This is a genomic window from Mycolicibacterium lutetiense (assembly GCF_017876775.1).
Lineage (GTDB): Bacteria > Actinomycetota > Actinomycetes > Mycobacteriales > Mycobacteriaceae > Mycobacterium > Mycobacterium lutetiense.
The window spans coordinates 2,882,507-2,901,314 of sequence record NZ_JAGIOP010000002.1; the positions used below are offsets into that span (position 1 = coordinate 2,882,507).

General features: G+C 62.8%; 20 protein-coding genes. 3 read left to right on the forward strand and 17 right to left on the reverse strand.

Annotated elements, in window-relative coordinates; all coding sequences use genetic code 11:
* Positions 1-34: 34 nt before the first annotated feature.
* The gene (locus JOF57_RS23210; RefSeq protein ID WP_209920513.1) at positions 35-1,468 is read left to right on the forward strand and encodes a glyceraldehyde-3-phosphate dehydrogenase; all 1,434 of its coding nucleotides are present in this window, start codon (positions 35-37) and stop codon (positions 1,466-1,468) included.
* Positions 1,469-1,702: 234 nt separating this feature from the next.
* Here JOF57_RS23210 and JOF57_RS23215 read toward each other — a convergent pair whose 3' ends face one another.
* Positions 1,703-1,999, reverse strand: coding sequence for a DUF732 domain-containing protein (locus JOF57_RS23215; RefSeq protein ID WP_209920516.1), 297 nt, complete (start codon positions 1,997-1,999; stop codon positions 1,703-1,705).
* Between the two features lie 57 nt (positions 2,000-2,056).
* Complete coding sequence (locus JOF57_RS23220; RefSeq protein WP_209920519.1) at positions 2,057-3,886, reverse strand: flavin-containing monooxygenase; 1,830 nt, start codon at positions 3,884-3,886, stop codon at positions 2,057-2,059.
* A gap of 326 nt (positions 3,887-4,212) precedes the next feature.
* Here JOF57_RS23220 and JOF57_RS23225 point away from each other — a divergent pair, with 326 nt between their 5' ends.
* The gene (locus tag JOF57_RS23225; protein WP_209920522.1) at positions 4,213-4,869 is read left to right on the forward strand and encodes a TetR/AcrR family transcriptional regulator; all 657 of its coding nucleotides are present in this window, start codon (positions 4,213-4,215) and stop codon (positions 4,867-4,869) included.
* 11 nt (positions 4,870-4,880) lie between these two features.
* On the opposite strand, the gene JOF57_RS23230 is transcribed toward JOF57_RS23225, so the two are convergent.
* The 14 genes from JOF57_RS23230 to JOF57_RS23295 form a co-directional block, all read right to left on the reverse strand.
* On the reverse strand, positions 4,881-5,441 hold the full coding sequence (locus JOF57_RS23230; RefSeq protein ID WP_209920525.1) for a hypothetical protein: 561 nt from the start codon (positions 5,439-5,441) through the stop codon (positions 4,881-4,883).
* Positions 5,438-5,836, reverse strand: a complete 399-nt coding sequence (locus JOF57_RS23235; protein ID WP_234938226.1) for a hypothetical protein — start codon at positions 5,834-5,836, stop codon at positions 5,438-5,440. Before JOF57_RS23235 ends, JOF57_RS23230 begins: the two co-directional genes overlap by 4 nt.
* Before the next feature lie 54 nt (positions 5,837-5,890).
* Positions 5,891-6,388 carry a hypothetical protein gene (locus JOF57_RS23240; RefSeq protein ID WP_234938227.1) on the reverse strand — a complete coding sequence of 166 codons (498 nt, stop codon included), beginning with the start codon at positions 6,386-6,388 and terminating at the stop codon, positions 5,891-5,893.
* A gap of 28 nt (positions 6,389-6,416) precedes the next feature.
* Positions 6,417-7,025, reverse strand: a complete 609-nt coding sequence (locus JOF57_RS23245; protein WP_407666645.1) for a hypothetical protein — start codon at positions 7,023-7,025, stop codon at positions 6,417-6,419.
* 15 nt (positions 7,026-7,040) lie between these two features.
* A complete protein-coding gene (locus JOF57_RS23250) occupies positions 7,041-7,673 on the reverse strand; it encodes a hypothetical protein (protein WP_209920528.1) in 633 nt (210 codons plus the stop codon).
* 18 nt (positions 7,674-7,691) lie between these two features.
* Positions 7,692-8,630, reverse strand: a complete 939-nt coding sequence (locus tag JOF57_RS23255) for an MlaD family protein (protein ID WP_407666596.1) — start codon at positions 8,628-8,630, stop codon at positions 7,692-7,694.
* Between the two features lie 11 nt (positions 8,631-8,641).
* Positions 8,642-9,637 (reverse strand): MlaD family protein, encoded by a 996-nt coding sequence (locus tag JOF57_RS23260; RefSeq protein ID WP_209920533.1) that lies wholly within the window; start codon positions 9,635-9,637, stop codon positions 8,642-8,644.
* Positions 9,634-10,743: an MlaD family protein gene (locus tag JOF57_RS23265; protein ID WP_209920535.1), complete on the reverse strand. Its 1,110-nt coding sequence runs from the start codon at positions 10,741-10,743 to the stop codon at positions 9,634-9,636. Before JOF57_RS23265 ends, JOF57_RS23260 begins: the two co-directional genes overlap by 4 nt.
* Positions 10,743-11,702 (reverse strand): MlaD family protein, encoded by a 960-nt coding sequence (locus JOF57_RS23270; protein ID WP_209920538.1) that lies wholly within the window; start codon positions 11,700-11,702, stop codon positions 10,743-10,745. The genes JOF57_RS23265 and JOF57_RS23270 overlap by 1 nt, the downstream gene beginning before the upstream one ends.
* The gene (locus JOF57_RS23275) at positions 11,699-12,751 is read right to left on the reverse strand and encodes an MlaD family protein (protein ID WP_209920541.1); all 1,053 of its coding nucleotides are present in this window, start codon (positions 12,749-12,751) and stop codon (positions 11,699-11,701) included. The genes JOF57_RS23270 and JOF57_RS23275 overlap by 4 nt, the downstream gene beginning before the upstream one ends.
* Positions 12,752-13,822, reverse strand: a complete 1,071-nt coding sequence (locus JOF57_RS23280; protein ID WP_407666646.1) for an MlaD family protein — start codon at positions 13,820-13,822, stop codon at positions 12,752-12,754. It lies immediately after the preceding gene.
* Between the two features lie 6 nt (positions 13,823-13,828).
* Positions 13,829-14,695, reverse strand: a complete 867-nt coding sequence (locus JOF57_RS23285; protein WP_209920543.1) for an MlaE family ABC transporter permease — start codon at positions 14,693-14,695, stop codon at positions 13,829-13,831.
* The gene (locus JOF57_RS23290; protein WP_234938230.1) at positions 14,695-15,552 is read right to left on the reverse strand and encodes an MlaE family ABC transporter permease; all 858 of its coding nucleotides are present in this window, start codon (positions 15,550-15,552) and stop codon (positions 14,695-14,697) included. Before JOF57_RS23290 ends, JOF57_RS23285 begins: the two co-directional genes overlap by 1 nt.
* Before the next feature lie 184 nt (positions 15,553-15,736).
* Positions 15,737-17,224 carry a flavin-containing monooxygenase gene (locus JOF57_RS23295; protein ID WP_209920546.1) on the reverse strand — a complete coding sequence of 496 codons (1,488 nt, stop codon included), beginning with the start codon at positions 17,222-17,224 and terminating at the stop codon, positions 15,737-15,739.
* A 141-nt stretch (positions 17,225-17,365) separates the two neighbouring features.
* Between JOF57_RS23295 and JOF57_RS23300 the strand changes: the two genes are divergently transcribed.
* A complete protein-coding gene (locus JOF57_RS23300) occupies positions 17,366-18,247 on the forward strand; it encodes an alpha/beta hydrolase (protein WP_209920549.1) in 882 nt (293 codons plus the stop codon).
* A gap of 98 nt (positions 18,248-18,345) precedes the next feature.
* On the opposite strand, the gene JOF57_RS23305 is transcribed toward JOF57_RS23300, so the two are convergent.
* Positions 18,346-18,789 carry a hypothetical protein gene (locus tag JOF57_RS23305; RefSeq protein WP_209920552.1) on the reverse strand — a complete coding sequence of 148 codons (444 nt, stop codon included), beginning with the start codon at positions 18,787-18,789 and terminating at the stop codon, positions 18,346-18,348.
* Positions 18,790-18,808 lie beyond the last annotated feature (19 nt).

Here is an 18,808-nt window from a genome sequence, read left to right on the forward strand (position 1 = left end):
GGGGCCAGCCCATACGACCCACAGGACGATTGATTTGAACTCGCCAGAACTCGCCCATTGGAATGCTCAGGAAGCACTCGCCGAGGCGATGATCCCGATCATCGGCGCCCTGTACCGGGCGAAGGGCGTGACGGTCCTGCTGCACAGCCGGTCGCTGGTGAACAAATCCGTCATCAGCATCCTGCGCACCCACCGGTTCGCGCGACAGGTCGGCGGTGACGAGCTGTCGGTCGAAGAGACCTTCCCCTTCCTGCAGGCGCTGGCCAACCTGGACCTGGGCCCGTCGAAGATCGACCTCGGTCTGCTGATCATGGCCTACCGCGCCAGCGATGCCGGACTGTCCGTACCCGAGTTCACCGCACAGGCGCTCAGCGCCGTGACCGGGGAAAACAAGAGCGCACCGCAGGGCCCGCGGGACGTGGTGCTCTACGGGTTCGGCCGCATCGGACGGCTCGTCGCACGCCTGCTCATCGAGAAGGCCGGCTCCGGGAACGGCCTGAACCTGCGCGCTGTGGTGATCCGCAGCAACGGGGCCGGCGACCTGGCCAAGCGGGCGTCGCTGCTGCGCCGCGACTCGGTCCACGGCCAGTTCAACGGCACGATCAAGGTCGATACCGAAACCAACAGCCTGATCGCCAACGGCAACGTCATCAAGTTCATCCACAGCGACGACCCGGCGAACGTCGATTACACCGAGTACGGCATCGACAACGCGATCCTGATCGACAACACCGGCAAGTGGCGTGACCGCGACGGTCTGGCCAACCACCTGCGCCCCGGGATCGCGAAGGTTCTACTGACCGCACCGGGCAAGGGCGACGTGCCGAACATCGTGCACGGGGTCAACCACCTCGCACTCGATCTCGATCAGCAGATCTTCTCGTGTGCGTCGTGCACGACCAACGCGATCGTGCCGCCACTCAAGGCGATGGACGACGAGTACGGCATCGCACGCTGCCACGTCGAGACCGTGCACTCGTTCACCAACGACCAGAACCTGCTGGACAACTATCACCACGCCGACCGCCGCGGCCGGTCCGCGCCGTTCAACCTGGTCCTCACCGAAACCGGTGCGGCCTCCGCAGTCTCCAAGGCCATGCCGGACCTGAAGGCCAAGATCAGCGGCAGCTCGATCCGCGTCCCCACGCCCGATGTTTCGGTGGCGATCCTGAACATGCAGCTGCATCGCCCGACCACCAAAGAAGAGACCCTGGAGTACCTGCGCCAGGCGTCCCTGTCGGGACCGTTGAGCCGCAACCTCGACTACACCGCGGCAACAGACGCCGTGTCGAGCGACTTCATCGGCTCCCGTGCGGCGAGCATCATCGATGCGAACGCGACGATCGTCGACGAAGACAACGTCATCCTCTATGTCTGGTACGACAACGAGTTCGGCTACTCATCCCAGGTGGTGCGCACCGTGCAGTACCTGTCGGGAATCGAGTACCCGACGTACCCGCAGATCTGATCTGGGAGTAGTCGGGGATCGACGGCACGGTGATCCGGTCCCGGCACCTGGTGTACGCAACCAATCGTCTTCGCGCTCGAGCGGTTGCGCGATCTCGTCGTTGAAGTACTGCCCGACGGTGGGCCGCTGGGGGTCCACCCGACGGATCAATTCGGATTCGTACCAGCCCAGGGTCAGCCCGTGTGCTCGCCGACGTTGTCAGGCTCGCGATGTGATCCTAGGCATGCAATTCACTCAATGAAGCGTGTCTGGGCAGAGTTCAGCTTGTGCGGTCGCGATCATCTGCGGCATTCCGACCTTCGGGAAGTAGCGGGCTTTTTCTTTGTCGTCGGGCCTGACCCCGCGGCGGAGGTTGTCGCAGATGAGGTGCCCGTCCTGGAGCAAGGCCCCAGGCGGCAGTGGTATGCGGACTCCACTTTCACGCAGCTTGGCCAGGTAGTTGTAGTCCTCGGCGGTCAGGTATCCGTTGAAAACCCAACCGTTTTCATCGGCTTGTGCCGGCGCCGCCCAGGAAAGGCACGCGATCCCCACGGCTGCCGCAACGACGCATCCTGACCATGTTCTACACCGCATCGCCTTTCCCTTCCCTCAGCGCAATGTCAGCCCCTCGAAGGTTCCCGCGGATCTCCATTGCTTCTCCAATTTGAAGAACGCCATGGAACCCGCCGGGTAGCCGACGTCCAACCGGTCCTTGCGAGTAGGTTCTCTGCCTTCGTTGTTGTAGTAGCCCGGCGTGCAGTCCTGCGTACCGACCGGTCGGCCGTTTGCCAGGAGCATCTCCACCCATTGGTCCTCCCCGCTCGCCGTCACCTCTACCTCGGCGTTGCCATTCTCGGTCGCGTGCTTCACAAGCCGAGCAATTGTCTTGGCCTGCTCCACATAGTTGTGCGGGACATTCGCCCCCATGAAGGCCCCCTGAAACATCTGCAGGAGAAACATGTTCGGGAATCCGTGGACGTGCATGCCATGCAGCGTGCGCATTCCGTCGGCCCAGTGATCGGAAAGCAGCCGTCCATCGCGGCCGACCGGGTCGTAACCGAGCCGGTCAATGTGCTTGCCGCCCAGGAACTCGAAGCCGGTTGCGTAGACGATCACGTCGACGTCGTATTGCTTGCCATTGACCACCACGCCCGATTCGGTGATCCGCTCGACACCCTTACCCTCGGTGTCGATCAGGTGCACGTTCGGGCGGTTGAAAGCCTGGAGGTACTCATCGTGGAAGCACGGTCGCTTACACATCCGCCGGTACCAGGCCTTGAGTTTCTCTGCGGTTTCCGGATCGGAGACCACGTCGTCGACCCGGGCGCGGATCCTTTCCATCGTCGCGTTGTCGGTGCCCTCCAGCGCCAACATGATGTTCTCGAGTGTGCGTTCCTGCATGGGGACGGCGTGAATGGCTGCTTTCATCTCTTGAGCCAGCTCGGTCCAACCGTCTTGCACCAAGTCCACGGGATCGGAGTCCGCATCCATCTCATCGGGCTCGCTCAACACGCCGTCCCAGATGGTGGTGAAGTTCTCCATCCAGCGTTGCTGCCACCCGGGTCCGGTTTCCTCGACCATCTGCTCGAACCACTGTGGGTCGATCGGGTGGTTCTTGCGTTCGGCCACGGCCGAAGGTGTGCGCTGAAAGACGAACAGTTCCTTGCAGTCTTTGGCCAGTTGGGGGACGCACTGTACGGCGGTCGCGCCGGTGCCTATTACGGCCACGCGCTTGTCGGCCAGTTTCTCCAGCGGTGCACCCGAAGCGTCACCGCCGGAGTAGCTGTAATCCCACCGACTGGTGTGAAACGAGTGACCCTGGAATGTTTCGATGCCGGGAATGCCGGGGAGTTGCGCAACAGACAACGGGCCGGTTCCCATGGCGATGAACTGTGCGGTGAAGCTGTCGCCACGGTTGGTGCTGACCAGCCAACGTGATTGAGCCTCTTGCCATTCGAGATCGGTGATCTCGGTGTGGAACAAGACGTCCGAGTAGAGGCCGTAGAGTTTGCCGATCCGCTGAGCCTGCGCGTAGATCTCCGGGCCGTGCGCATACTTCTCGGTGGGAACATGGCCGGTCTCTTCAAGCAGCGGCATGTACACCATCGACGCCGTGTCACACTGCGCACCGGGATAGCGGTTCCAGTACCAGACGCCACCGAAATCCCCTGCCTTATCGAGGATCCGGACACTGTCGATGCCTGCCTCTTTGAGACGGGCGCCGGTCAGCAGACCGGAGAAGCCACCGCCGATGACCGCAACCGTCACGTGATCGGTTTTCGGCTCCCGCGCCTCGACAGGCAGGAATGGATCCTCGCTCTGCCCGGGCAAGTCGGCCAGGCGGACATACTGGCCGGTGCCGTCCGATCGGAGCCGCTTGTCACGCTCCTGCGCGTACTTCTGACGAAGCGCGTCGGTGTCGATCTGGCTGCTTGCCATCGATGTTCCCCAATCCTTGCGTGGACAGATCACAGGTGGTGATCGCGTGGCACCACACCTGAAGTAGGTGCTTACTTAGTGTTGAATGTAACCGTGCCGCGTGGATGTGTCAACGGTCACGTCCACCCCGACATCGGGAATGCGCGCCGGCCGCAGTGGGCCGTCATCGAATCGTGGTGTCAACGCCGAAAGCTGCCGAAAGGCTTCGCAGTCAGCCCATTTGTCAAACGAATCTCCGCGGGAATCATCCGAGCGCAACGGGGTTTTCGTGAGCGTCAAACCCTATACTGGACAAGTGAAGTATCTACTTACCAGGCTGCAGTTCGATGGCGGCTAAATCGGCTCGCGACCGCGCCCCCCACACGAACCCACAGCCCCGGCTCTCCGCAGACGAGCGCAGGGAACAGATCATCGACGCTGCGCGTCGCGTCTTCGAGCAGACCGGGTTCGAGGGTGCCCGCACGCGAGATCTAGCGGCCGCGGCCGGCGTCAACGAGGCGTTGCTCTACCGCCATTTCGGGTCCAAAGAGGACCTGTTCGAAGCCGCGGTGGCGACTCCGCTCGAAGAAGCCGTCAGCAAGGTCGTCGAGTTCTCGGGCTCCCCTCCAAAAGATTTCGACGCAACCGGCACGGTGATGTACGACCGCACCTACCAGTTCATTTACGACCTTCTCGGTGTCATGGACGAAATCGGACCACTCCTGGGAGTGATGCTGTTCGGGCAGGCCGACCGGGCCGCAGAGTATTTCCGCGATCGTATCGACCCCTCGCTGAGCGAAGTCGAGCGTGTCGTCGAAGCCAACCTTTCGGCATGGCAGCACACGGAATTCGATGTCGGATTGTTGGTGCGGTTGACGGTCGGAATGGCGTGGTTCATCGGTACCGCAGACCGGCTGTGTGAGCGCAAGCGTGATCGAGCCGAGACGGCAGCGGCAATCACCTCGATGCTCATCCATGGTTTGGGAAACCCGCCGAGTAGCTGAACCTCCAGCTTTTACCAGTCCGGAAGACACGATCCATAGGCATTGCAGACTTGAGATCGCCTGTCGTTCCAGGCTTTGAACCAGGTGCCTTGCGGCGTAATAAAGAATTTGTTCGCACCGTGTTCGCAGTAGATGTTGCCATCCGGTGTCGTCGCACACGTCGTTGACTCGTAGGTCACGTAACTCCGGGGAGGCAGCGGGCGCACCGCTTGCCCAGCGGGGAACTGAATGGCGGCCGTCCAGCCGTGGTGCACGGCGCGATTTCCGTTGTACCAAGCGATGTGGTTGTCACCGGGGGGTGCACCAGGGATATCGCCGGTGCAACCAAAGCTTCCCCAAACCCAAATGCCGCAGTTGAGTCCCGAAGGTGCCACGAACCAGACACCCGGACGGTCGGGCAGGAAGAACTGGTCGGGCTCCAGCCGGTCGTACCACGCAGTGACGTCGCCCATATCTGGAAAAGGGCTGGGCGGCGGTGCTGCCTGCACTGGTACCGCCCCGGCAATCATCACCCCCAACACACCCGCGATCGACGCCAACCACCGACGGGCCGGGAATCTCACCGCGGTCATGATTGAAATCCCGTGCTGCCGTAGCATGCCGCGTTGCCGACATCGAGCGTGTTCTGGCATCTGAGCGTGTCTCCGATGTAGATCCGGACCGTCACCCACTTGCCCGTCTGCCACACCGGGGCAGCGATACTGCTTCGCCAGTCGGCGCGCACCTCGGCGCCGTCGGTGGACAGGCTGCGCGGGTTGGCGATGGCCACCGTGGTTCGCCAGGGCAGCGGCACATTCTCCAGAAGTCGACGCGCGGCACCATCGAAATACTCGATATTGCTTGCAGCGGAGACGGTGTCGGAGACCACCTCATATGTCACGCTCTCCTCGGCGTGGGCAACGGGGAGCGGCGTCACGACAGCGGCGGCGCCGACCAGCGCGGCCATGAGCATTGAGCGACGAGTCATTTGTTCTCCCAGAATTGTCAAACCAGAGCCGGATACTGCCGAGCCGATGAATGGCTACGGCGTTGCCAACACGACCGCCGCCAGGTCGTATCCCGTGCGTAGATTTCGCCGCATGTCCACACCGAAATCCGTGAACGAACAATCGGAGATCTTGTTTGCGGCGTAACCCTGCAGCAGCGCCGCCTTTATCGCGAGCGCCTGGTCCTTCTTGGCGCCCTGAAGGAGAAACGCCTTGGTACCGCTGTAGCCGAGATTCTTCAGCCCGGGCAACGGGTCGGGGATCGAACCGGGTGTCGTGTCTTTATTCTGCACTCGGGTTGCGGTGTGGCTGAGATAGTCGTCGGTCATTTGATTGAAGACCCCTGCCGCCTGCTCAACGGTGTGGTGATACTGCAGCGGCCCACATGAGGTCTCGCTGCGGGCCGACACAATTGCCTCCCTGAGCTCAGCCGCCGGGTCCGCGGCGGCCGGTGGTGCGAGCACGACCCCTGCCACAAAACCCGTCACAACCAACAAACCGTGCGCCCGCAAGCGGATTGATCGTGTTGACACGTACTTCTCCTCCGGTGCCCAATTCCCTCTAGTCGCACACATGTGAACGACCGATGCTGCTACCCCAGCGTTTGACCCGTTGAATCGAGGGGCCGGTGAACCAGTCCGGCTGGTGAGCTTTGATACCGGCACTGACGTTCGAAAGGTGCTGCCACAGTAGGTAGAAGCTCTCACCCTCGTAGATCGGAAAGTGGACATCGCCCACGTAGTTGCGGCTCTGTGTCAGTGCCTGGGCACGCGGGGCCAGAAAGTCCACCGACTGGTCGATGTTGGCGGTGACGATGTCGACCTGCCGCTGGATATCACCGATGCTGTAATCCCAGTCGCTCCCCGCGCCGCTGATGACGCCGGGCCCATTGGGAGTGATCCGATTGAACTGGACCCTGTCGATCTGGTTTCGCAGCGTCTTGTATTGGGCGTTGTACCACTGGCACATCTCCCGTTCGGCGGCGATATCCGCCTCGGTGACGCTCCCCCGGGTCTGGTCATACGGGAACGGGAACTTCGGCTGCCAGCCCGAAGGCGTCGGGGTGATCACCGGTAGCGGCTGGATGAGCTCGCCGTCAGGAGCGGGGTCAGCCGCCGACACCGGCCCGGTCGCGATCGCCGCTGCGATCATGAACGCGGCCGATACGATCCGGGACGCCCTCATCTACTTGGGTTCCAACGCAGAGCCGATCCCGCCGACATCGGTGATCTGCCAGTTCTGATTGCTGTCGATCGTGACGCTGTAGGTCGCCGTCGACTGCAGCGGTTCGGGGCCTTGGACGGTCTTGGTGAGAACGCTGACGAAGCAGTCGACGACGAAGACACCGCCGTTATCCGAACGGACCTTGGCGGCCAGCGGACGTGCCGTCGAGTTCCATTGCAGTGGAACAAGAATCTGCTCCATCTCCTGACCTGCCTTGGTCAGCTTCGCGGTCAGTTCCGGGCTGGTGCCCGCGACAAGTTTCTCCCTCCACGGGTTGAGATCCTGGGACTTGATCTGCGCCGCGTTGACCGCATAGTCGAGAGCGACGTTCTCGGCGCGCGCATAATCCTGGGATCGGTGGTCCTGGGCGTCGAGCTTGTGTTGGGCCCCGATGTACAGCCACCCCAGCACCGCTACGCCACCGGAAAGAGCGGCGATCACCAAACCGAGGGCAAGGCTCCGCACGGAGACGGACAGTCGCCGTTGCGGTTTCGAACCGCCCGGGCTATCCGCAATTTCCGCCTTCTCAGAGCCGGTGTCCGCGGAGTCGTCCACATCCGGTTCTTCGACGTCGGGTTTCTCCACTGTCGTCATCGCATCTTCTCCTCATCCTTAGTTGCCCGGAACCTGGACATGCAGAGTGACGGCACCGTCCTCTGGCACACTGGCCATGACATTGGCCAGCATCTGGCCGGTGTCGAAGTTCATCAACGAGCCCGCAATCCCCTTGACGTGCGGCAGGAAATTGTCGCCGATCACGCCGAAGTCACCGCCGTTGTCGTCCAACAGTTTCTGAATCCGTGCGAGGAACGCGTTGAACTTGATCAGCGGTTGGGGTGCACCGATGGCAATCAGCGGCGGAAATGTGCTGAAGAGCTCGCGAAGCTTCGGGCTGTAGTCATTGAGCTGAAAGCTCAGATTGGCCAGCGCTGGGCCGACCCAGCCGGCGTTGGCCAGCAGCGTCTGGAAATTGTCGAGCAATTCACTGCCACGGCCGTTCATGTCTGCCGCCGTGTTTCGCAACAGCCTGCTGGTACGTGACAGGTTGGGCAGCACCGAGTTGGCGTCCGGCAGTGCAGTGTCGAACTCTGCGACGATGCGTTCGAGTGCGGCGGGATCCAGCTGGTCGAGAACCCGTACCACGCTCGTCGCCAGTTCCGATATCGACGCGGGCTGGGTTACCGCCTCTGCTGCAATGTGCTGTCCGTTGCGCAACATCGCCCCGCCCGTGACGCGCGGAACCAAGCTGATGTAGGACTCACCGAGCGCAGACAGATTCTCCAAGCGGATGTCGCTGTCGACCGGTACCTGGAACTTGTCGCCGATGTAGAAGTCAACGGTGGCCCCGTCCACGGACGAGGTGATGTGGCTGACCCTACCGATCGGCACGCCCCGCAATAGGACCTTCGACCCGACGGCCAGTCCATTCACATCCGCCACCGCCATCGAGAGATCGGTGCGGTCCGACGGCTGGCCGACTCGCACGCCCAGCGCGCCGATCTGGCTGATGCCGAATGCGACCATCACTCCGAAAGCCAGGAATGACACCATATCTCGCACTCTCATGGCGCCGCCCCGATGATCCGTAGCACGTCTTGCACATTGCCGGACAGTTCGCGTCCGTCAGGCCCGACGATTGAAGTGATGTTCATCGCCGGATACCTGTCCTGCGGGAGGAAGTCTTCGTAGAACAGCCGCCGCCACGCCGGCAATTCCGCCTCGAACGCGTGTTTGTCGCGCTGCATCGCACCCGTGGCGTCGGCGGCCGATTCCAGCAGCGGCAGCAGCCAGTAACCGTTCGCGTAGATGCTGCCGACCGACGGCAGCAGCTTGCCGACATATCCGGCGTTGGTGGTCAACCGGTCGAAGCCCGTCATCCCCCGCTCCGAATACCAGTCCTGGAATGTAGGGATCCGGTTGTACAGAACCTCAGCCGTTCCGGACGCCCCGTCGAGCAACTGGTCGACCGTCTCGATACCGTTCGACAGGTCAGAGAGGTCGGTGGATACCCGCGAGGCGATTTCACGGGCGGTATCTCCTTGCGGCGTCACGCGATTGAGCCCGATGATGGTGTTTTGCACGCGCTGAATGGATCCGCTGGTGACGAAGGTCGCCAAGCTGGCGATGGTGTCTTCGACTTGTGGCGGCGAGTCCGTCTGTGCCAGTGGAATCTTGGCCCCCCTGCTGAGCGCAGGGGCGGCCGGCTGCTGGGGTTGGGGCCGTGCGAGCGCGACGTAGATATCGCCCAGCACCGTCGCTTGCTGCAGTGACGCGTGGATGTCGCCCGGCACCACGACGCTGGAATCGATGCGTGCGGTGACGTCGACATGATCGCTGCGCAGCGCCATGTCGGTGACGACCCCGACTGTCGCGCCGTCCATCACCACTTTGGCGCGGTGCGGCAGATTCAACACGCTGGCGAACTCCATGACGACGTCGTTGCCGCCGCTATAAGAGTTTCCGGGTTGAGGCAGATCATTGACGTTGATTGCGGCACACGACGACACGGAAGCCGCGATCGCAGCGCATATAGCGGCCAGTCGAATCCGATGGTTCATCGGCGCTCCGCCTCGGTGAGTACGTATTGCAGCAGCGCAACATCGACCGCATAGGGCTGGCCCTGCACGTTGGCACAACTGCCGGGCACTGATGCGTTCATGATGTTGCACATCGCGACGCCGTCCGGAGTGTGCACCCGGTACAGCGGCGGGCGGTAGCGCAGGCTGGTGATGGGCCGATTATTGAGGTGGTTGGCCAGCGTATTGATCCACCACGGAACAGGATTCAGCAGATTCGCGGTTCGGGGTGCGTGCTCGCCCAGCTTGCGCACTGCGACTCCCGTCGCGTCGAGGGCGAACTGAGTCTCCTGCCCCAGATTGACTTCCAAATCCTCGACCAGTGGGGTCACCCAGGTGACGCCTTCCACGATCCGTCTGCCGCCTTCGGATGCCTCGTCAACGTACGGCATGGTCTGCACCGCGTCGTTCATGATCTCCTTCAGCGGTCCCCTGAGGTCCTTGATCACGGAGGTCAGGTGCGCAAGGTTCGTGATGATCGACCCGATGTCACTGATCGCCTGATCCGGGTTGTCCAATACCGCCGAGGTGGTGGTCAGCAGCGCATTGGCACCGGTCCCGTTACCGTGTATCGCTTGATCGACCCCGCGCACGACGTCACCGATGTTCTTCGAGCCCTGCGGGTTGATCGTGTTGACGAAAGTGGTTGCCGAGCCGATCACTTCGGACAGGCTCTTCGGCGTGGCGGACCGGCTCAGCGGAATGCATTCGCCGGACCGGAGCTGTGCTCCGGCGTCATAGTTGCCGACGAGTTCCAGCGAGCGGTCGGCCAGGATCGACGTCGACCGGATGATCGCCTTGACGTCCTCGGGGAGCTCACGGTGCTCGGTCACGGTGAAATCGACTCGGACGTCGAGAGTTTCGGGGGTGATCGTCTTCACTTCGCCGATCTGATAACCCATTTGGGTGACCGGGTTGCCGACATACAGGCCGACGCTGTCGGGCAGGATCACGCAGTAGTCGGTGCGCTGACTCCGGTTCTTGTTCTCTGGCTGAGTAGCGCATGACCCACCGAGGACCATCACCGATACGGCCGCGACGGCGATGGCGGCAGTCCGGCGGACCCGATGCAGACCCGAGGTGGCCATCAGCACGAACCTCCGGGCACCGGCATGCACATGTCGGTAGCGAGCAACTCCGGCGGCGCCGTCTCGGCGTCGAGGACCCGTTCGATCTTCCTGCGGATCAGTTGGAGCCCACGAACGACGGCGCCGTTGCGTTCGACCCAATACCGCGCGGTTTCCTGGTAGTGACGCACCTTTTCGAGAAACTCGTCCCGATGGTTCTGGTACATCATGCCGACCGGTGCCAGTGCATCGAACACGTCGGCTATTCCCTTGAGGGAGTTGCCGAAACGCTCACCGTAGATGACAAGAGTCTGTTCGACGATCGAAGCTTTGCGGACGAGTTCTCGCAGGCCATCACTGAACTTGCTCAGCGCCTGGATGTACTCGTCGGACATGTTGAGGATCGCCGATACCTGGCCGCGCTGTTTGTCCACTGTGGCCATGATGCTGTTGCCGGCGTCGATCATCGCCGAAAGTGCATTGATGTTGTCGCCGGTGAGCGCATTCTGCACCTGGTTCAGCGACTGGTTGATCGGATCGGCGTCGATGTTTTCGGTGATCTTCCGCGAATCGGCCAGGGTTTGCATCAGGTTGTAAGGCATCGTCACGCGCTCCAAAGGAACCGGCTTGTCCCCCAACGGCGCATCGCCCAACGACACCAGGTCGACGTAGTAGCCGCCGACGACGGTGAGCATGCGGACCTGAATCTGTGACCGGTCTCCGACGAATGCGTCGCGGTCGACCTGCGCACGCACTCGAACCTGGTTCTTCTCCAGCGCGAGATCTTTCACCTTGCCCACGGTGATACCCGAGATTCGTACCTGATCACCGGAACGGATCGACGCGGAATCCTCGGTGTAGAACGTGACCAGCTTCTCCCCCGGCGGACTGATGTACAGCATCGCCACGACCAATGCCACGACCGTTGCGAAGGCCATTGCACCGATGCCCCACACCGTCGGGTTTCTCAGTAGTTTCATCTCTTGCACAAGACCACCTTTTGGCCGTTCACCAGGACGTCCATCGGTGCCGGTAGCTCGAAGCGACCACGAGTGCACGGCAATGGAGCATCGTCCTGCGGTTCCGGGATGTTCTCCCACACCGAGGGCACCAGTTTGAACGCGTCGACGTAGTTGTCGAGGTTGCTGAATGCACGATCCAACGCAAGTTCGACTTCACTGGGTTCACCGCTTGCGGGGTTCTGCTCGAGTCGCCACCGAGAAGCGGCATTGAACACCGGCGGAAATCCCAGATTGCTCATCAATCGGACTACGGTGTCGGTGAACTCGGGTCCGTATAGTTCGGATTTCCGGAATTCATCGATCGCATTCAGCGCGCCGTCCAACGGCCGGTTTATCCAGTCCAGAATCTGTACCAGTTCTTTTGAATTTCCCCCGATGCCGTCAGCCACAGCTGACAGATTCCGCATGAGGGTGGCAATGACCTGCTGACGGTCGGCCACGAATCTGGTCAGCTTGTGGATGCTGTCCAGCATCGGAGCCAGACCATCCCCATCACCGGACAGGTAGGAGACCGCATTACTGGTGAAGGTATTGATCTCGTCGGGACTGAGCGTCGCGATCACCGGTTGCAATCCGTTGAACAGTGCCGTGATGTCGAATGACGGCTGGGTCATCTCGGTGGGTACCCGCGTCACGAGGTCCGCTGCCGAATACCCCTCCGCCGGATTTGCCACGTCGACATACCGCAATCCGGTGAGGGCCTGGTATTTGATCGCGAGCCGACTGCCGGAGACGACCCCGTACCGCTTGTCCAGGGTGAAGTCGACGGCAGCAAAGCTGTGGCCGTCGCGGCGCTCCAGCCGAACGGATTGCACCTTGCCCACCCGGACTCCACGAACCCGCACGTCGGCGTCCTTGTGCAGGCCGGACACGTCGGTGAACTCGGCGATGTATGAAAGCTCCGGCGCGGCGACCGGTTGCCGAATCACGTTGGCCAGCAAGATGAACAGGATGACCGCGATGACTGCGCCGACGACGAGTCGCCACAATGCCCCGAGTGTCGTCATTCAGGATCCTCCCGGTGCCGTCGTCGAGGTCGCCCTGAGTGCGCCGAGCGGAGCGGCCACGCCCGGAAGACTGTCCAACACGATCCGGACTTGAAGGGCCCGCTGCTCGGGGGTGCCGCCGTAGAGCCGCTCAAACCGGGTACGCAGTTCCGTCAGCGTCTGAGCGAAACCTTCGGGCCTGATCAACGGGGGCACCACATCGGTGAGGGCCTTGACCGTGTCCGTGACCGGGAGCAGTTCGCGGATGTGGCTGGATTCCAGCTTGCCGATGTCGGCGAAGAGCCCGCCCGACGCCAACTCAAGGGTCGGCAGGAACAAATTGTTCCATTCCTCGTCGGTGTAGTCCGCGTGGGTTCGCCGTTCCCAGTTGGCATCGTCGTGCAGGAAGCTGTTGCCGGCGTTCATCATTGAGTCGACGGTCGACGGGAACACGACGCTCACCCCGGTGGCGTTGGCGAGCAGCCGTTCGGTGCTGACCGTTTGCACCTGGGCGACCGAGTTGGCGGCGATCAACGCGGTTTCGATCAGCGGGTTCAGCGCGTCGGTGTAGCGGGTGGCCCGCTCGACCACTGAAACGAGTTGCGGTGTCAGTACCCCCGTGGACACCTCGCCGAGACGAGACAGCAACGCCTGGAGCGTGAAGTTGCCCTGCGGCACCGTGGTGATCTGCATCCCGTCGCGCAGCGCCTCACCGCCGGTACCGGCCAGCAGGTTCACGCCGGTGACACCGAAGTAGTTGATGGGCCGGAAATCCACTCCCACCGTGTCGGTCAATCCCGCCACCGGGGTCACCTGCAGATCCGCGGTGAGCCGGAGTCCTCCACCCGTCAGGCTGGTGACCTCGGTGACCTCCCCGATGGCAACCCCGTGCATGACCACCGCAGTACCTTGGCCGACGCCCTGTCCCACATACGGCGTATCGATCGTCACCGACATCGTGCCGGCCGGCCGGCCGGCGAAGGGATTGTTGGTCACCAGGAACCCCGCCACAGCTGCACACATCACCGTTGCGAGGCTGACGATTCGCAAAGTGCGCCGTTCTCTTTCGGCCGGCCCATGTATCAACACAATGTCCGCCTACCCTGTGAACACGAATTCGGGCCGGATGCCCCACAGCATCACGGTGGTGGCCAAGTCCAGGACCATGATCGCGACCAGGCTGGCGCGCACGGCTCGCCCCGAGGCCAGGCCGACGCCGACTGGTCCACCGCTGGCGAAATATCCGTAGTAGCAATGAATTACCGTCGCAGCCACGCAGTACACCGACACCTTGATCACTGAGTACGCGAGATCCTGTGGGGTGAGGAATTCGACGAAGTAGTGGTTGTAGGTGCCGCCGGGCACGCCGTGGAATACCCGGATCACCGTGTTCATGACGAAGAAGGTGAGCACCAGCGTCACGAGATATCCCGGGATCACACAGATCAACCCACCGATCAGCCGGGTGCCGACCACGTAGGGGATCGGCCGCAGCCCCATCGCTTCGACTGCATCGATCTCGTCGGAGATCCGCATCGAGCCGATCTCGGCGGTCATTCGGCACCCGATCTGGCAGGCGAAGGCGATGCCGCCGACCAGGGGGCCGATCACCCGAACCGCACCTACGCCGGCAACTATCCCGGACAGGGAACCGAAGCCGATGATGTTCAGGACGGCGAATGCCTCCACCGCCAGCGAGGCACCCACTGCCACGCCGAGGACCAGCAGAATGCTGATCACGCCGCCGTCGACGATGAGCGAACCCCGTCCCCAGGCCAGGCTGTTCATCTGCTGCAGCGTTTCCCGGCGGTACCTCCGCAGAGTGATCGGCAGCATGAGAAGCGTCTGGGCGATGAAGACAACCCACCGCCCGGGCTCGAGCAGTACGTCGTCGATCCGCCCGACAGCGCGTTTCGTGAATCGAGTGCTGAAGTATTTCGACGGTGCTGCAGCGACGGACGACATCACGCCACCTCCATGGGAAAGAACATGGTCTGCACCTGTGTGATCGCGAGGTTGGCGAAGACGATGCACACGACGTTGAGCACCACCGACGAGTTCACTGCGTCGGCGACACCGCGCGGACCGCCCTTGGCCTCCATCCCGCGCAGCGACGACACGATTGACACGATCGCGGCGAACACCACGGTTTTTCCGATGGCGAACCAGATGTCGCCCACCTTCGCGAAGGTGCCGAAGGACTGCCAGAAACTTCCCGGCGACATCCCGCTGGCCGTCACCGCCAGGACGAATGCCGCGGCGGTTCCCGCCGCGATGATGTAGATGCACAGCATCGGGGAGAGCAGAAGCAACCCGAGGAACCGCGGCACCACCAGGCGACGCACCGGGTCGACGCCCATCACCCGCATCGCTTCGAGTTCCTCACGGACCGCGCGGGCCCCGAAATCCGACGCGATGGCCGCCGCCGCAGCCCCGCCCATCAGCAACCCGGCGGTGATCGGCGCGCCCTGCCGGACGACGCCGACGCCGCTGGCCGCACCGAGAAGGGAGGTCGCCCCGACCTGATTGACCAGTCCGGACGTCACGAGCGTGACCATGGCACCGAACGGAATAGCCATCAGCAGCCCGGGTATCGCCGTCACCTTGAGCAGCGTCCAGGCCTGCAGGAGGAGCTCACGGACGGGCAGTCGCAAGGCGATGGCGTCAATGACGCTGTAACGCAACACATCCACGAGGAGTTGAACGGCGCGACCGGTGGTGGCCGCACTGCGCACCGGGATACTGCCGATCCGCGACACGGATCGGCGCGTCCCGAGGAACGCCTTGGTCGAGGTTGCCCGCAACACTGCGGTCGTGCTCAACGGTCACTCCCTTGCCGGCTTGTGCGTCCAGCGGACCGCTGGTCCGCATCCGGCGGGGCGCCGATGAGTGGCATGTGACACGTTCCCCTCCCAGATGTGATGCACGCAACGAAACGGTACAGTAACCACTTACTTTGTCAATCTGTTGAATGGCAGCTTCGGAGTATCGGCGAAGGTGCCGCTGTCAGCGCTGCTCGACGGGTTCGTAGGACTCGGCATCGAACTTGCTGAGCCGCCTGGTCAGCGAGTACATCGTCCCCGGCCAGGGCAGCGACACCCGACGATGACTGTCGGCGAGGTAGTAGCTGTCACAGCCCCCGAGCGCGAAGGTGGATTTGCTCAGCACCTTGTCCGCCTCGGCCACGAACTCCTGCTGTGCCGCTGCGGTCACCTCGAGTGCGGCGACACCGAGGCGATTGGTCTCGCGGATGGCGCCGACGAGGTATTTGGACTGCGCTTCGGCCATCGTGAAACCGGACAACGTGCCCACGTTGGGCCCAAACATCAGGAACGCGTTGGGAAACCCGCTGATCGTGGTGCCCATGTGCGCCTTGGGATCACCCTTCCACACTTCGGCGAGCGTCTCGCCGGACCGACCACGGATACGTTCGGCAACGGGATGGTGCTGCATGGTCTGAAATCCGGTGCCGTAAATGACTGTGTCGGCCGGGATTTCACGCCCATCCGCGGTAACGACGGAATTCTCGCGCAACTCGACAGCCGGAGAGGTCACCAGTTCGATGTTGGGCTGAGCCAGCGCTCGGTAATAGTCGTTGGAGAAACCGAGCCTCTTGCAGGTAGGCAGATACTGCGGGGTCAGCGCCTTACGCGTCGCGCTGTCCTTGATCCACCAGCGGATGTGCAGTCGGCCGACGCGGCCCAGCACGCCGGCGAACCGCTGCGAATTAATCGCACCAGTGGTGAAGGTGTCCAAGATGAGCCAGGTCAGCCAGCGGATCACCTTCATCACCAGGGGCCGCCGCGCCAGCATCCGCTTTGACTTCTCGGAGATGGCCCAGTCGGGCTTGGGGAGCACCCAGGACGGGGTGCGTTGCAGGAGTGTGAGCTTGCCGACCCTTGGCTGCACCGCCGGAACGAACTGGATAGCCGAGGCTCCGGTACCGATCGCGACGACCGCCCGTCCGGCGAGGTCGATGTCGGCGGGCCACCGCGAGGAATGAAAAGCTTCGCCCTGGAACATGTCTCGGCCCGGAAGGTCGGGAATGATCGGCTCGTGCAGCGGGCCGGCGGCAATCACGAAGAACCGCGCCTGAAACACCTCACGGTTGGTCACGACATGCCAGCGCCGGTCATGGGTGTCCCACCGCGCACTGAGCACCTCGGTCCCGAGGCGCACCTTGTCGCGCACTCCGAACTCGTCGGCCACGTCACCGACGTACGCCTCGAGCTCCGCCTGGGTGCCGTACACGCGCGACCAATCCGGTTTGGGCGCATACGAATAGCTGTACACGTGGGACGGAATATCGACAGCACACCCTGGATACGTGTTGTGATGCCACGTGCCGCCGACGCCGTCGGAGCGCTCGACGATGACGACGTCGCCGATGCCTGCGTTCCCAAGCTCGATGGCAGCGGCAACACCACACAGCCCGCCCCCGAGGATGAGCACCTCGACCGTTTCCACGTCGTGCACCTGGTCCTTACCCGCCACCTGCTCACCCCTGCCTTGCCTTGTGTGATCCAGGTAACTACGCTAGCAAGTGCTTACTTCATAAGCAAGCACTTACTTCATGGAGGTGGGATTTGTGAGAGTTCCGGCGAACATTCTTCGGGTCGGGTCGGGTTGCGTGCGATGCGTCCGGTCATGACCTCGGGCCGCCTTTCCCTGGCCGGTAAGCGCCGCATCGTCGAGATGATCGCCGGCGCGTCGAAGGTTCCTGCGGGGGTGGTCGTCGAATCGGCGGCAATCGCCGGGGTACCGGTCCAACGAGTCACACCGCCGAATGCGCGTCTGGACAGCACAATTCTCTTGCTGCACGGCGGTGGATACGCCTCGGGAAGCGCACAGGGCTATCGAGGTCTGGCGGGCGAGCTGGCGACTGCGGCCAACATCCAAATCATCGTCGCCGACTACCGGTTGGCACCCGAGCATCCGTTCCCCGCCGCATTGGACGACGCGTTCGCCGTCTATCGCGCGCTGTCGGAAAGGGTGTCCACGATCGCCATCGCCGGCGACTCGGCCGGCGGTGGGCTGACCCTCGCGTTGGCCCAGCGCATCCGGGATGCGTCGTTGCCGGCACCAGCCGCGCTCGGATTGATCTGCCCGTGGCTGGATCTCGCTCTCGACGCGGATGCCCTGCGCCCACCCCGGAAAGATCCGCTCATCGTCCCCGAGTTGATAGCCGAATGGTGCACGTTCTACGTGGGAAACCGCGATGCACGCGAGCCCGGCATCTCGCCCATCTACGGCAACGTCGCGTCGCTGCCACCGATTGTCATGCACTCCGCCGGCGACGATCCGCTCGCCCTCGACGCGGACAAGCTCGAACGCGAACTGGTAGCGCAGTCAAGCGGCTTGTTAATCCATCGGCGATACAACAACCTCTGGCACGATTTTCACCTGCAGGTGGGATTCCTCGCTGAGGCCGATCATGCCGTAGCACTATTTGGCGAACAACTCGCCGAACTCGTTGCGGCCCAACATCTGCCAGCCGAGAGGCAGCCGCGACAGTGACCGCCCAGCGGTAGATGCCCGGATGCCCGGCTGTGCGCGACGCAATGTCGCAAACAGCCGGGCAATTCGACGATCAGCGGAAGCGTCTGTCCCGCAACCTAAGCCGAAACCTGATGGATTGAGTGAATCGTGCCGGGCTGCGCGGCCCGCCTGGCGTGGTCTGAGCGCTGCCACACGTCCCAATTACCGAGCGGGATCTCGTGGATATGGATCCGTACCCGGCCGGCATCCCGAGTACCACCATCAGCGGCCAAGATTGCTTTGGTGGCGGCCGTGACGAAGTCGGTTTTCTGCTTGGTGCCCAACGACCCTGCAGCCGTGGCCACCGACAACAGGTAAGTCGCCTCAGCCGCGGGCTGGATGCCCTCGTGCATCGCAGACGCCGGGAGTTCAACGATCTGCAAAGCGGGACCAAAGTCCAGCGAATTGCGTTTCGGCCGATCGTCCCAGTGCTCGAGCAGGGGCCCCAACAGCGATACCAACTCCGCGCGGGCCTCTGCGGACAAGGCCCCCTCGCGGCAGGTCAATTCAAGCAACGGCATATGTCTTTCTCCAACCATG

Coding starts and splice junctions, on each gene's coding strand:
- JOF57_RS23220 (WP_209920519.1), bottom strand. CDS start 3,886: ATGGCAAGCAGCCAGATCGACACCGACGCGCTTCGTCAGAAGTACGCG.
- JOF57_RS23225 (WP_209920522.1), top strand. CDS start 4,213: ATGGCGGCTAAATCGGCTCGCGACCGCGCCCCCCACACGAACCCACAG.
- JOF57_RS23230 (WP_209920525.1), bottom strand. CDS start 5,441: ATGACCGCGGTGAGATTCCCGGCCCGTCGGTGGTTGGCGTCGATCGCG.
- JOF57_RS23235 (WP_234938226.1), bottom strand. CDS start 5,836: ATGACTCGTCGCTCAATGCTCATGGCCGCGCTGGTCGGCGCCGCCGCT.
- JOF57_RS23250 (WP_209920528.1), bottom strand. CDS start 7,673: ATGACGACAGTGGAGAAACCCGACGTCGAAGAACCGGATGTGGACGAC.
- JOF57_RS23255 (WP_407666596.1), bottom strand. CDS start 8,630: ATGGTGTCATTCCTGGCTTTCGGAGTGATGGTCGCATTCGGCATCAGC.
- JOF57_RS23260 (WP_209920533.1), bottom strand. CDS start 9,637: ATGAACCATCGGATTCGACTGGCCGCTATATGCGCTGCGATCGCGGCT.
- JOF57_RS23265 (WP_209920535.1), bottom strand. CDS start 10,743: ATGGCCACCTCGGGTCTGCATCGGGTCCGCCGGACTGCCGCCATCGCC.
- JOF57_RS23270 (WP_209920538.1), bottom strand. CDS start 11,702: ATGAAACTACTGAGAAACCCGACGGTGTGGGGCATCGGTGCAATGGCC.
- JOF57_RS23275 (WP_209920541.1), bottom strand. CDS start 12,751: ATGACGACACTCGGGGCATTGTGGCGACTCGTCGTCGGCGCAGTCATC.
- JOF57_RS23285 (WP_209920543.1), bottom strand. CDS start 14,695: ATGTCGTCCGTCGCTGCAGCACCGTCGAAATACTTCAGCACTCGATTC.
- JOF57_RS23300 (WP_209920549.1), top strand. CDS start 17,366: ATGCGTCCGGTCATGACCTCGGGCCGCCTTTCCCTGGCCGGTAAGCGC.
- JOF57_RS23305 (WP_209920552.1), bottom strand. CDS start 18,789: ATGCCGTTGCTTGAATTGACCTGCCGCGAGGGGGCCTTGTCCGCAGAG.